The organism is Anthropogastromicrobium sp., assembly GCF_037349415.1.
In the GTDB taxonomy this organism is placed as follows: domain Bacteria; phylum Bacillota; class Clostridia; order Lachnospirales; family Lachnospiraceae; genus Anthropogastromicrobium; species Anthropogastromicrobium aceti.
This window is the reverse complement of the sequence record NZ_JAXWCK010000038.1, coordinates 1-14827: the sequence shown is the minus strand read 5'-3', so window position 1 is coordinate 14827 and position 14827 is coordinate 1. Positions and strand designations below refer to the sequence as shown.

Here is a 14827-nt window from a genome sequence, read left to right as displayed (position 1 = left end):
TATTGTTGTCAACAGTTCTAACAAACATTTATAAGAAATGGTTTGAGGCTGTCTGATACTGGTCACCGTGACCAGAATTAAGATTGTAATGAACATGACGATAATCTCCTGCTTAGTTGTAATTATACCGCAATTAAGTATTGCAGTTAATTGGATAGCTGGCAATCAAAAATAAAGGCATGCCTTTCATATGATTACTAAGTTTTTTCGTATACCCATCGGCTAAGGAATGCTATCCTCCATGTCGGTGGGTATTGCATTATGGGGGAAAAAGAATGAATGTACAAGAGTGGTTGGATAACCCAAAAACAATACAAAAAAGCAAAAAGGGATATGCTCACTTTGATTATAGAATTGATATAACAAAAGCAGCAGAATTCATTAAAAACCCAGAAAATGTTGCTCATTACGGATTTTATCCGTTTATTCATTATACAATGAAAATGAATAAATATAATGCAAAAACTGGGAAAAAACTTAAAAAAAGAGAAATTTGCTATGCGGCTCACTTAGATCGCTGTATTTATCAATATTATGCGTGGGGGTTAAATGAGCTTTATAATAAACGGATAAGAAAACTAGGCATAGAAAAAGTGCCAGTAGCTTATAGAACAGATTTAAGTGAAAGCAATATACAATCCGCAAAAAAAGCATTCGATTTTATAAAGGAAAATCCACAATGCTGTGTAATGATTGGAGACTTTACAAATTTTTTCGATAGCCTTGATCATCAATATTTGAAACAACGATGGGGCGATTTAATAGAAAGTGTGCAACTTCCACCAGATCATTACGCCGTATATAAAAATATCACAAGATATAGTACATGGGAGTTAGATGATTTATTGGAATTAAATGATCTTAGTGATGTAAAAGGAAAAATTAGAAAGCTGAATGAGAAAAAAGTAGTTTTGACGAAAGAACAATATAAAGCAAATAGAAAACATATTAAGAAAAATTCAGTGTCATATGGAATTCCACAGGGATCTCCAATAAGTGCTGTATTAGCTAATATTTATATGTTGGATGCAGATGCGTTAATTTATCAGGCAGTTATGAAATGCAAGGGATTTTATATGAGATATAGCGATGATTTTATTGTTGTATTACCAGAGGAAAATCAGATTGATACATTCAAAAGTATTATTGATATTATAAACGCAATTCCAGGTTTGAAGTTAGAAAATAGGAAAACACAGTTTTTCCAGGTAGATACACCAACCGTTATTAATATTGGAAAATCTTTCTCTATAGATGCAGATGATTCGCAAAAGAAAATTAATTTTCTTGGCATTTCGTTTGATGGAAAGAATATATTTGTACGAGCTAAGACAGTTAGCAAATATTATTATCGTATGAATCATAAAGCTAAAGTAATTGCTAAAAATAGGGAATTAAAAGGTGCAGATAAGCTTTATCAAAGATATTCAGAGCGAGGAGCGTTTGGAAAAAGAGGGAACTTTTTTACTTATATTAATAATGCTGAACGCGAATTTGGAAAAGATGAAAAAATTCGATATGATGTAATGAATCATATGAGTAAAATAAGAAGAAGTCTTAATAATCAAAGTCGTGAATGACATGAAAAAGATTACTAAATTTACATATTTCTATTATCATCTTTAGTTGAACAACATGATAAAGTAAGAAGCGGCAACTGCGAAAGCAGGGGCCGCTTCTTACTTTTCTTTTAAAAAGGAGTAAACGAAATATTTGAAATTTATGATATTAGATTGCTTGAAATACAATTTTATGGCATAATAACAGTTATGACAAATAAATAATCATTGGAGAGTCATTTGAAATTGTTTAATAGGATTTTGTCTAATGATTATTATAGAACATTATATCAGATCTCAAAGAATGGAGAATATAGCAATGGCAGAAAAACAGAAGATGGATGCGATGTGGGATGACTCCCCAATTGACGTTTCTACAGAGGTAAATTTTATCTGGTCTATCGCAAACAAGCTGCGAGGTACATACCAGAGCGATAAATACAAAGATGTAATCATTCCGATGGTTATCATCCGCAGATTTGAGTGCGCATTGGCACCAACAAAGCAGAAAGTAGTAGACCAGTTCAAGGCGAATCCGGCATATCCGGCAAAGGCGATGTATCGTGTATCCGGATATCAGTTCTACAACACCAGTGAGTTTGATCTTGCAGAGCTGGTAAATGATGCGGATCATTTGGCTGCAAACTTTAAATCTTACATTCAAGGTTTTTCTGTAAACATTCAGGACATTATTAAGAGTCTGGATTTTGATAAGCAGATTGACAAAATGGACAAGAACAATCGTCTGCTCAGTGTGGTGAAGGCTTTCTCGGAATTGGATCTGAATCCGGTGACAATCGATAACGTAAAGATGGGATACATCTTTGAAGATTTAATCAGAAGATTTTCAGAAAATGCTGAGGCCGGTGATCACTACACTGGCAGAGACATCATCAAGCTGATGGTCAATATTCTGCTGGCAGAAGGCTGTGATGATATCTTTGACGATGGAAAGGTCATCACCGTATTGGATCAGGCGTGTGGAACCGGCGGTATGCTTTCCACCAGCTACAACTTCATCAAGCGCTATAATCCGTCTGCGGATGTGCGCCTGTTTGGACAGGAAATTAATCCGGAATCATACGCTATCTGCTTGGCTGAGATGATGATTAAAGGTCAGAACGCAGAAAACATTTGCTATCAGGACACGATGAAAGCTGACCGATTCAAGGGAACTAAGATGCGTTTCGTCATTGAAAATCCGCCATTCGGTACACCGTGGGGTGGTAAAGATGCAGCAGAAGGTGTGGAGCAGGCAGTTAATGATGAATATACAAAAGGCTTCGATGGTCGTTGGGGCGCGGGACTTCCTGGTTCTGGCGATATGCAGATGTTGTTTTTGCAGTCTGCTATAGATAAGATGGACGACAATTTTGGTCGTGCCGCTATTATTGAAAACGGTAGCCCATTGTTCTCTGGCGGAACTGCTTCCGGTGAAAGCCAGATTCGTCGTTGGATGTTGGAGAACGATCTGATTGAAGCAATCATTGCACTGCCTACGGATCTTTTCTACAACACAGGTATCGCTACATACATTTGGGTACTTTCTAAGAACAAGAGACGTGAGAGAAAAGGCAAGATTCAGCTGATCGATGCGTCAGGATTTTATAACAAATTACGTAAAGCTCTCGGTAATAAGAAAAATGAAATTTCACCGGAGAATCGTTCTGAGATTACGAAGCTGTATGCGGACTTTGCTGAAAATGAGTATTGCAAGATTTATAAAAATGAAGAGTTTATCTATCGTGAGTACACCGTGATGCAGCCACTCCAGAGAAGCTATGCCATCACAGGAGAGAGAATTGAAGCAATGCTGTCAAAGGGGGCACTTTCTTCTCTTTACGATCAGGCTAAGGTGGATGAACTGGAGAATATGGAAGAGCTGTCCGGTAAGGATTTAAAGAAGCTGGAAAATTACCAGAACAACCAGCCGGTTTATGAAGCAATCATTTCGGCACTGCAGGCAGCAGTATCAGAGCCGGTTTATAATTCACCAAAAGCATTTATGCCGGTGCTGACAAAGGCCCTTGCAAATGCAACAGCAGATAAGAAGCTGCTTGATAAGATTGCGGATGGTTTGTCTGTCATGGATAAGGATGCTGAAATTCAGAAAGATAAAAAAGGCAATATTCTCTATGATAAGGAAACCAAAGATACAGAGCTGGTGAAATGGGAAGAAAGCATCGACGATTATATGACGAGAGAAGTACTGCCGCATGTCCCGGATGCAAAAGCGTTCTTTGAAGAGGATCTAGGCAAGAAGAAACCAGTCATAAAGACCGGTGCAGAGATTCCGTTTACACGCTATTTCTACAAGTATCAGCAGCCAACACCTAGTGAAGAACTGGAAGTGAAGTTTATGGATCTAGAGCTTTCAGTTTCTGAATGTGTGTCAAAGTTGTTCGAGTAAGGCGGTGATGATATGCGAGAGATGAAAGATAGTGGATTTGAATGGATTGGAGAAATTCCAGTGAATTGGGAAGTTGACAAACTGAAGTTTCATTTAAAAAGAAATGAGCCAAGAAATCCCGGAGATACCGTTGTGCTGTCCTTATACAGAGAGTTGGGGGTAATTCCAAAAGACAGCCGAGATGATAACCATAATGTTACTTCGGAAGATACATCGAAATACAAATACGTACAACCTGGAGATTTTGTTATTAATAAAATGAAAGCTTGGCAAGGATCTGTTGCTGTCTCAGAGTATGAGGGAATAGTCAGTCCAGCATATTTTATATACAAGTTCACGGATGATGCTTTTTATCGCAGATACTTTCATTACCTACTTAGGAGTTGCTATAAAGATGAGTTTATGCGTTTATCAGGTGGAATTCGTGTTGGGCAATGGGATTTACCGTCAGTTGCGTTAGATAATACGGCAGTAATAATACCGCCAATGAAGGAGCAGAAAAGTATTGCGGCGTTTCTTGATGTTAAGTGTGCCGAGATTGATGCTCTCACAGCGTATATTCAAACTCAGATTGACACTTTGGAACAATATAAGCGTTCCGTCATTACGGAAGCCGTAACCAAGGGGCTGAATCCAGACGCGGAGATGAAGGACAGTGGAATTGAGTGGATTGGCGAGATTCCAGCGACATGGAACATTATTAGAGGAAAATATCTTCTTAAATATTTGCAGAAACCAGTTAAAGAAGATGATGGTGTTATTACCTGCTTTAGGGATGGCGAAGTTACTTTAAGAAGTAATCGTCGCGAGGATGGGTTTACGATGTCTGATAAAGAAATTGGCTATCAGGGTATTGATGTAGGTGATCTTGTAGTGCATGGTATGGATGGTTTTGCAGGTGCTATCGGTATATCAGATTCCAGAGGGAAGGCATCACCAGTTCTTAATGTGATGGATACGAAACAAAACAAGAGATATATCATGTATTACCTTCGTAGCATGGCTTATAGCGATGTTTTTGTCGCATTGGCCACAGGCATTCGTGTACGTTCATGTGATCTCAGGTGGAATAAGCTTGCTGATTTGCCCTATCCAGTTCCAAACATAGAAGAACAGACTGTCATTGTTGAGTACATAGACGCAACTTTAGAAAAAACGGATGCTGTAATTACTGAAAAGAAATCTCAGATAGAAACGCTGGATGAATATAAGAAATCTCTGATTTACGAATACGTCACAGGAAAGAAAGAGGTGCCAGCTATATGATCAGACAAGGTGGGTGGTATTGGTATCTTTCCGGCGAAGAGGCCAAGCTCGAAAGGCACAAATGCGGCAAGTGGATGTATTTTTTTGAAGATCAGTCATTTGCACAGCAAATATGCGAGAAGGCCATTGCGGAGCACGTATGCTATGAGTGCAAGTGTACCGACATGGAAGTGCAGCTGGCTCTGACGGGAGTGATTTGTTTTTACTTGAATGGTGATGATATTGAGAATCATAAGCGTGTGATTCAGTTTATGATGGACAATGATCTGATTCGGAAAACCAAGACAGGCAGATACTATAACAACAGTTTCAAGTTTGATGACCAGACTCGTGCCGGTGAATATGGAGCTGATTTTGAAGGAAAGATCAAACTGAATGAGTTTATTGATTTAAAAACTGGCAGATGGATCAGAGAGGAGGCTTAAAGCGAATGGATGATAATAATATACGTGAGCTTGACATGGAACAGCAGGATACGGACGGTATTGCGAAAAGAGCCACAGAATATCATAAGCGCCTGATCCATCAGACATCCATTGTTTCTGAGAAGGAATATCAGAAGTTCTTGATAGAACGTTTGGAAAAAGACAACGATTTTGTAGTCCGTAAGGCTACAAATTTTGACCGCTATTATGCCGTGGATCGTGAGATGCTCTTTAAATTCTTGAACGATACACAGCCTGATACAATGGATTATCTGCGTAAAATTTACAAAGACGATCTGGAGGAGACGATTGTTAGCTTCATCAATGCAGAGACCACTAAGACTCGTGGCAGTCTGATTGAAGTGCTAAAGCATGGTATCGAACTATCTAATCAGAAGATTGAGCTTATGTATACCAAGCCTGCGACTACTTTTAATCCAGAGTTGACAAAGAAATATGGGCAGAATATTTTCTCTGTTATGGAGGAAGTTTGGGCCAGCGACAAGGAAAGAATCGATGTGGTTATTTTCCTGAATGGTCTGGCAATCATGGCATTTGAACTGAAATGTAATGCTGCTGGACAGTCTTATCAAGATGCGATTTATCAGTTTCGCACCGACCGCAATCCGAAGACAAGACTTTTTCGATTCAAGGCTGGAACTCTTGTGAATTTTGCTATGGATTTAGAAGAAGTATACATGACAACTAAGCTTGATGGTCAGGCAACATTCTTCTTGCCTTTTAACATGGGTAATGGTAATGGAGTTACAGCAGGGGCTGGCAATCCAGTATTTGAAGATAAGTACAGCGTTTCTTATATGTGGGAGGATATTCTTACAAAAGATACCATTTTGGATTTAATCAGCAAGTTTATTTTTGTTGAAGTGAAGGAAAAGGTAGATGAGGAAAACGGGAAAGTAAAACGTTCGGAAAATCTGATTTTTCCACGTTATCACCAGCTGGATGTTATACGTAAGATACTGGCAGATGTGCGTGAGAATGGTACAGCACAGAATTATCTGATTCAGCATAGTGCAGGATCCGGAAAGACTAACTCTATTGCATGGCTGGCACACCGGTTAACTTCACTGCATGATGCCCACAACAAGATTATCTTTGACAATGTTGTTATTGTTACAGACCGAGTTGTTGTAGATAGGCAGCTTCAGAAAGCCATCATGGGCATGGAACACAAGGCGGGACTCATCCGTGTGATGGATGACAAGTGTGTGTCCGCGGACCTGGCGATTGCGCTGAATGGCAATACAAAGATCATTGCTACGACGATTCAGAAGTTTCCATATATTGTGGACAGTGTGGCGAATCTTAAGAATAAGCGATTTGCTGTCATCATTGACGAGGCACATTCTTCGACAGCCGGTAAGGATATGGCTGCTATCACGATGACGCTTGGATCCGGAGAAGATACGGAAGCGGATGTGGAAGATATGATTTCTAGTGAAATCAAGCGGAATGGTAAGCAGGCTAATGTATCAATGTTTGCTTTTACAGCAACACCGAAGCCAACTACACTTCAACTCTTTGGAAGACTGAATACTAAGGGACAAAAAGAAGCTTTTCATGTGTATTCTATGAAGCAGGCTATCGAGGAGGGATTTATCCTGGATGTGCTACAGAACTATACGGAATACTCGACGTTTTACAAAATTAATAAGGAAATTGAAGAAGATCCGCGTTGCAAGACGAATGAAGCAAAACGTCAGATTGCTCGTTTTATAGAATTGCATGATACCAATATTGCACAGCGTGTAGAGGTGATTGTAGAACATTTTCGCACCACTGTTATGCAGGAATTAGGTGGTCAGGCTAAGGCAATGGTAATTACGGCTTCTCGCCAAAGTGCGGTAAAGTACCGTCAGGCATTTGAGGATTACATTGCGAAAAAAGGATATGAGGGCATTCATGCATTGGTAGCTTTCTCTGGAAAGGTGAAGCTACCAGATGATGAGCAGGAGTATACAGAAGCATTCATGAATGGATTCACGGAAGACCGCCTTACAAAAGAATTTGATACGGATAAATATCAGGTTCTCCTGGTAGCAAATAAATATCAGACCGGATTTGACCAGCCGAAGCTTTGTGCTATGTATGTTCTGAAAAAGCTGAAAGGTGTTAATGCGGTACAGACATTGTCCCGGTTAAACCGTATCTGTGCACCTTATGATAAAAAGACGTTCGTGCTGGATTTTGTGAATAGCTATGAAGATATCAAATCTGCTTTCGCACCATATTATACAACGACATTACTGGCCAATTCTGTAACACCGAGTGCGGTATATGATCTGGAAGCTAAGATTGATGCTTACGGCATATTAGATCCGGCTGATATCGAAGCAGCTAACGATATCCTGTATGCCGACAAGGTGAATGGTAAGCAGAAACAGAGATTGACCTTTTTCCTTCAGAAGAGCAAGAAGCTGATTGAACATTATGAATACAATACGCAGCGCCAGTGCGTAGCTGATATGAGAAGTTTTGTCCGCTTCTATGAATTTCTGCTGCAGGTGTCCAGTTTTGAAGATACAGATTTACATAAGAAATATAACTTTGTGTCGTATCTGCTGGCTTATATCAATATCAAACATCCAGGCGGTGGTTTTAATCTTGATGGAAAGATTAAGGCTACTAATTTCGTACAGAAGAAGGGCGAAGAACATAAGTCGGCTGATCTCGTTGCCGATCCGGTTATGAAACTCCCGACAGCAGAGCACTTTGGACTGACAGAAGACAAGGAAAAGAGACTATCTGAGATCATCGATGAAATTAACAGCCGCACTGGTAAGAATTATGACAACGATGTGGTGGTCAAAGCTATGCTGCAGATCAGGGATATTTTGATGAAGTCAGATAAGCTTAAGACCAGTGCTCGCAACAATACACAGCAGGATTTCGAGTTCACCTATTTTGATGATATCGATGATGCTTTGATCGAAGGATTGTCGCAGAATCAGGACTTCTTCTCTATGCTTCTGTCAAATGATGAAATGAAGCGACAGGTGCTTGGAATATTTTCAGATGAAATATATAAGAGCCTTCGCAACTCAGAAAGATAAGGGGGGGATTTTCAATGTTCAATAAAATGCGGCTTAAGGCAGCACTCGTTGAATACAAGAAACGGTTTGTACAGATCCAATGGCCAGATGAAAAATATAAATGGGAAGCTGTAAAATGCTTTCAAGTGAACTGGAATGTAAATGCTGATGACTTTGCGGCGATGCTTACAAAGGCACTGTCGCAGACAAGCAATCTTCTGGCTTCCGTGAATAATTTTCCAGCAAAAATGATTACCAAGTTTGGTGAGGTTGCTCAGGAAGAAGTAAGAGGTATGTTCATTGAGCTGTTTGATGAAGACAAGGATGTATATGAGCGTATTGATGCATTTAAGCAGAAATCAAACAGTCTCCTTGAAAGATACGGCAATGGTGCAGCGCAGCATTATCAATATGAGAATGCGATAAGCACGTATCTGTGGCTGCGCTATCCAGACAAATATTATATTTATAAGCTAATGGAAGTAAAGGCAGTTTCAAATGAATTGGAAAGCAGTTATACATTCAAAAAAGGAGCGTATGCAGATAACATCCGTAATTTCCTTGCTTTTTATAATGAAATTTGTGACGAGCTGAAGCAAGATGATGAACTAAAAAACATGTTGGCTTCGCAGATTACCGGAACGTGTTACCCTGATCCAGAATTAAGGACGCTTACGATGGATGTCGGATTTTTTATCAGCAGATATTTGAATAAGGATGAGACAGATTCGTCATCAGGCGAGTGGTGGCCGACAGATTATACACCAGCATTATCGGCAGATGACTGGGAGGCACTTTTAAATGATGCAGAGATATTTACTGATAGCAGTCTTGAAATCATGAAGCGTATGCTTGATTATGGTGGGCAAGCCACATGTACGCAGCTTGCCATAAAGTATGGTGAGAGCAAAAACTTCTATAATGGAGGTTCATCAGCTTTAGCAAGAAGAGTTGTTAATAAGACAGGATGTCCAATATTGTTGCGTGACAACGATAATAGCAAATGGTGGCCAGTTCTTTATGTTGGTAAAGCTGCTAAGAAGGATGAAGAAGGAATCTATGTTTGGAAACTTAGAAATGAGCTGGAAGAAGCTCTTGGACGAGTCGATTTGTCAAAAGTCAATTTGTATGCAAATTTGAAGCCTAATTTTTGGAAGATAAGTCATGGTAATGATTGTATTTCAGAAGCAGAAGCCGAAGCATTTGAGAAGAGACAGGTCATTGTTGTTCATAGGGATACAGCTGCAAAGGGTAAGTCAAAAGTGTCGCAGGGTGAAGATTTCATGGCGACAATGAAGAAAGGTGATTTCTTCTATTTGTGTCGTGGCAATAGCATAAGACTTTTGGGACGTATTGATTCAGATGAAGTTAATGAAAATCCCGAGAAACAAGATGGTTGGTGTGAGAGAAGTTATACTGTTATCGCTAAGTCTCGTGATACAAGTGCTTATACTGGAGATAAGAAGTGGTGGACTCCTAATGATAATTCTACTTGTATTATTGTGCCGATAAGTGAAACACAGCTATTTGAAGATTATATTTTGAAACCATATTTTGATATTACAAAAGAAGATCTTTTGAAAAATGATACATCGGGATTGCATTATTGGTTTTTGAATGCAAATCCTAAGATTTGGAGCATGTCAAGCATGCCGATCGGCGAAGTACAGGATTATACACTTTACAACGATAACGGTAATAAGCGAAGGATATTCCAAAATTTTCTTGATGCAAAGGCTGGGGATATGGTAATTGGTTATGAATCAACGCCGGTAAAGCAGATTGTAGCGATTCTTCGTGTCAGTGCAGAACAGGATGGACAGAAAATCTACTTTGAAAAGGTGGAAGGATTGTCTTCACCGATTGATTTTTCAATGTTGAAAGAATGCCCAGAACTTGAGAAAATGGAATATTTCTCTATGACACAAGGCAGCTTGTTTAAGCTTACGCGCGGAGAGTATGACTTCATTATCGATATGATTCGAGAAGAAAATCTAACTCCATCAGATAATGGTAATGCGAAATATACAAAAGCAGATTTCCTGAGAGATGTTTATATGACAGAAGCAAAATATGATCGGTTGAAAGCTGTATTGGAGAAGAAAAAGAATATCATTCTTCAGGGAGCACCTGGTGTTGGAAAGACCTTTGCGGCTAAAAGGTTAGCTTATTCTGTCATGGGAGAAGTTGATGACGACAGAATTGAATTTGTTCAGTTTCATCAAAACTATTCTTATGAAGATTTCATGATGGGATACAAGCCTGTGGGAGAAGGCTTCGAGCTAAAGTATGGCATTTTTTATAGATTCTGTCAGAAAGCAGCCAACCATCCGGACAAGGATTATTTTTTCATCATTGACGAAATCAATCGTGGCAATATGAGCAAGATTTTCGGAGAATTGCTGATGCTAATAGAAGCAGATTATCGGGACAAGAAAGTAACACTTGCGTATAATGGGCTGAGTTTTTCAGTTCCAAAGAGAGTACATATCATAGGAATGATGAATACTGCAGACCGAAGTCTGGCTATGATTGATTACGCTTTGAGACGTAGATTTAGTTTCTTTGATATGGAGCCGGGCTTTGATTCAGATGGATTTATCAATTACCAGAATAGCTTTGCAAATGATACATTCAATACACTTATTGAACGCATTAAGGAACTAAATAGGGAAATTGCAGCGGACAAGTCGCTGGGGAAAGGTTTTTGTATTGGCCACAGTTATTTCTGTAATGCGGATGATAGCATAGAAGAATGGATGAAGGACGTTGTTGATTTTGATATTTTGCCGATGCTCAGTGAATATTGGTTTGACGATAGTTCAAAATTGCAGCGGTGGGAGAACATCTTGCACGGTGTATTTCAATGACAAAGGATAAGAGTATATTAATAAACAACATATACCATATGCTGTCCTATGCCTTCCAAACTTTGAATCAGGGAAATTATGATGATTTAGCAGTTGAATCTTTTGATGAGATGTATGATCTGTTGGCGGCAATTCTCGCAAAAGGTATTGGAATTCAGTTGAAGCAAGGTTTCTATAGAGAATATATAAATCGTCAGGAAGAATTGCCTGTTATGCGTGGGAAAATCAACATGTCAGGAACGATTAAAAATCGTCTGGCACATGAGCTATTGCTGACATGTGATTTTGATGAGCTGTCTGAGAATAATCTATTGAACCAAATACTCAAGACAACAGTCATGTTGCTGTTGAAAAATGCAAAGGTAAAAGCTGAGTATAAAGATGATTTGAAAAAGAAAATGCTGTTCTTTTCTAATGTGGATATGCTAGAGCCAACCTCCATTCGGTGGTCAGCGATTCGATTTCAACGGAACAATCAGACCTATAGAATGCTGGTCAGCATTTGTCAGTTAATAATCGAGGGTATGCTTATAACGACAGATTCTGGTGGATATAGGCTAGCGTCATTTGTTGATGAGCAGCGTATGTGCAGATTATATGAAAAATTCATCTTGGAGTATTATATTCGACATTATCCTATGCTGTCGGTTAACGCATCACAGATCCCTTGGGATGTAGAGGATGGTTTCAGGACAATGTTGCCGGTCATGCAAAGTGATATTCATTTGCAAAAAGACAACACGGTTCTTATTATTGATGCGAAATATTACAGCCATACAACGCAGTCACAATTTGACAATCATACTCTGCATTCAAATAATATGTACCAGATATTTACATATGTAAAGAATCGCGATTACGCTTTCAAAGAGCAGGAACATAAGGTATCTGGAATGCTTCTCTATGCAAAGACGGAGGAATTAATTCAACCAGATAATGTATATCAGATGCACGGCAATCAAATTACAGTCAGGACATTAGATCTGAATCTTCCATTTGCTGACATTGCCAAGCAGTTAGATGATATTGCAGAGGCTCATTTTGGAGTTAAGAAGGTATCGTAAAGTTACAGTGTTTCTCTTGAAACAGTAAAGCAGTACATTGAATCTCAGCGCTCAGAAGAACATCAGGCCAAAAGAAGTTCCAAATTCCAGAAGAAAAATCTGTTGGAATTATGTCTGGTTTGTATACAATCGGCGCATTCATCCCGCGTACGTTCTTGCGAACGGCCGGGGTTTTCTGCGCTGAAACATTATAATATGCAGCATGAATGCAGAATAACAGTTCTGGAAACAAAGGTATTCCCGGAACTGCAGGAAAAATATCTGGCTGATCCAAAGTCGGGACCGTGTCCCTGCTTCAAGGCAGGCGATACATTTTTGCTAAAGAGAACGCCGCAGCAGGACGATTTCTATCATCTGATGAATGGCAAGTTTTGCGGTGAGGCATGGGACGCAGTGAGCCGATATGTCTATACCGCTTTGCACGGCTGGACAAATGATGAGCGCATGATGATCACCTGCTGTAATGATGGGATAAGACCTGTCATATTCAAAAAAATAGAAAGAATTGACATCCCGGAAAGCGAAGAGGAAAAGCAGTGGCTAGAAAAACAGAATTTCAGGAACACTGCGGAGGATGCTTATACGGGATAAATCAAAAATTTAACGAATTAAGCTAATCGTGCCATATGGCTTGATTATAAACGCAAAGATAAAAACGCAACGTGCATCTTTGATGTACTAGAGCCGGTAGGTAGCCCGGCCGTCCTATTTATAATAGGGTAAGTAACCTGCCCCTCTGGGTTGTCCGTTCTTTGTTCAATAAGTTTTAGGAGGGAATTTTATGAACAAAGTAAGTGGAAAACTGACGGTGTATTTTGAAGAACCATTTTGGGTAGGTGTATTTGAGCGTATTGAAGATGGTAAATTATCTGTGGCAAAGGTAACATTTGGTGCAGAACCAAAAGATTACGAAGTGCAGGAATATATTCAAAAATACTATTTCAGTTTGAAATTCAGTCCGGCTGTTGAAACTGTTGTAAAGGATATAAAAAGAAATCCGAAACGGATGCAGCGAGAAGCGAAAAAGCAGACGATGGAAACAGGCATCGGCACAAAATCACAGCAGGCATTGAAATTACAGCAGGAACAGAACAAACAGGTGCGTAAAGAGAGAAGCCGCAAGAAAAAAGAGGCGGAAGAACAGCGAATGTTTGAGTTGAAACAGCAAAAGAAAAGAGAAAAGCATAAGGGGCATTAAAGTCCCTTGAGCTTTTGCTCAAATTCAAGTTTGTAGAATTAAGAAAATCGGAAGTTGGGGGATACACATGAAAATAGTAATCGTAAACGGAAGTGCGAGAAAAGGAAACACATTAACAGCGATCCAGGCATTTGCTGAAGGTGTTGCAGAAGAAAATGAAATTGAAATCATCGCACCGGAGAAGCTGAACATTGCTCCGTGCAAAGGTTGCGGAGTTTGTCAATGCAGCAAGGGCTGTGTCGATCAGGACGATACGAATCCGACAATAGATAAAATCGTTGCAGCGGATGTGATTGTCTTTGCCACACCTGTTTATTGGTGGGGTATGTCAGCACAGCTGAAGCTCATTATTGATAAATGTTATTGCAAAGGACTCCATCTAAAAAACAAGAAGGTCGGTGTCATTGTTGTCGGAGCTGCTCGGATCGGCAGCATCCAATATGAGCTGATCAATAAGCAGTTTCAGTGCATGGCAGATTATTTGTTTTGGGATATGCTGTTTATAAAATCATACTCCGCAAGTGACAGAGCGGATTTGAGTAATAACACAGATGCTATTGCTGAATTGAAAGAACTGGGCAGTAATCTGTGTTGAATAACAGTATTGAATTCCACATGGCAATTATTGAACTTTCTAAAACGGTTAAGAAAGGATGATTAAATGGATTATTTTGCTGTAATTGATACTGAGACAAACTGGAACAATGAAGTAATGTCCATAGGCGTTGTGATAGCGGAGAAGAATACATTCAAAAAAGTCGATGATCTATATTTTATATTTGATCCAGAGTATAAGATTGGCGGTATGTTTTCTATCAAAGTAGGCAGAGTACCACGTCCATAGGAGTTACGCACCGCATGGGTGTGGGTGAATGCCTTTTTGTAACTTATTGGTTGTTAATGTACTCTTGTATCAGCTGCAAACTGTTTTCGTTTGCAATTGTAGTAAAATAGCTGTTGCTCCAAAACAAGGAATCCTGAC

11 protein-coding genes are annotated in these 14827 nt (G+C 39.4%); all 11 read left to right on the top strand.

Annotated features, from left to right (window positions below; translation table 11 throughout):
• Positions 1-275: 275 nt before the first annotated feature.
• Positions 276-1580 carry a reverse transcriptase domain-containing protein gene (locus WJP93_RS08970; protein ID WP_066559003.1) on the top strand — a complete coding sequence of 435 codons (1305 nt, stop codon included), beginning with the start codon at positions 276-278 and terminating at the stop codon, positions 1578-1580.
• A 298-nt stretch (positions 1581-1878) separates the two neighbouring features.
• Positions 1879-3969 (top strand): class I SAM-dependent DNA methyltransferase, encoded by a 2091-nt coding sequence (locus WJP93_RS08965; RefSeq protein WP_337547855.1) that lies wholly within the window; start codon positions 1879-1881, stop codon positions 3967-3969.
• A gap of 12 nt (positions 3970-3981) precedes the next feature.
• A complete protein-coding gene (locus tag WJP93_RS08960) occupies positions 3982-5235 on the top strand; it encodes a restriction endonuclease subunit S (RefSeq protein WP_066559006.1) in 1254 nt (417 codons plus the stop codon).
• Positions 5232-5660, top strand: coding sequence for a hypothetical protein (locus tag WJP93_RS08955; protein WP_066559009.1), 429 nt, complete (start codon positions 5232-5234; stop codon positions 5658-5660). Before WJP93_RS08960 ends, WJP93_RS08955 begins: the two co-directional genes overlap by 4 nt.
• Positions 5661-5665: 5 nt before the next feature.
• The gene (locus tag WJP93_RS08950; RefSeq protein ID WP_337547852.1) at positions 5666-8734 is read left to right on the top strand and encodes a DEAD/DEAH box helicase family protein; all 3069 of its coding nucleotides are present in this window, start codon (positions 5666-5668) and stop codon (positions 8732-8734) included.
• Positions 8735-8748: 14 nt separating this feature from the next.
• Complete coding sequence (locus WJP93_RS08945) at positions 8749-11583, top strand: AAA family ATPase (RefSeq protein WP_337547851.1); 2835 nt, start codon at positions 8749-8751, stop codon at positions 11581-11583.
• The gene (gene mcrC / locus WJP93_RS08940; RefSeq protein ID WP_337547850.1) at positions 11580-12647 is read left to right on the top strand and encodes a 5-methylcytosine-specific restriction endonuclease system specificity protein McrC; all 1068 of its coding nucleotides are present in this window, start codon (positions 11580-11582) and stop codon (positions 12645-12647) included. The genes WJP93_RS08945 and mcrC overlap by 4 nt, the downstream gene beginning before the upstream one ends.
• Positions 12648-12842: 195 nt before the next feature.
• Positions 12843-13238 (top strand): TIGR04076 family protein, encoded by a 396-nt coding sequence (locus tag WJP93_RS08935; RefSeq protein ID WP_337547849.1) that lies wholly within the window; start codon positions 12843-12845, stop codon positions 13236-13238.
• A gap of 190 nt (positions 13239-13428) precedes the next feature.
• Positions 13429-13845, top strand: coding sequence for a YjdF family protein (locus tag WJP93_RS08930; RefSeq protein ID WP_337547848.1), 417 nt, complete (start codon positions 13429-13431; stop codon positions 13843-13845).
• 67 nt (positions 13846-13912) lie between these two features.
• Positions 13913-14440: a flavodoxin family protein gene (locus tag WJP93_RS08925; RefSeq protein ID WP_337547847.1), complete on the top strand. Its 528-nt coding sequence runs from the start codon at positions 13913-13915 to the stop codon at positions 14438-14440.
• A gap of 66 nt (positions 14441-14506) precedes the next feature.
• The gene (locus WJP93_RS08920; protein ID WP_337547846.1) at positions 14507-14689 is read left to right on the top strand and encodes a hypothetical protein; all 183 of its coding nucleotides are present in this window, start codon (positions 14507-14509) and stop codon (positions 14687-14689) included.
• Positions 14690-14827 lie beyond the last annotated feature (138 nt).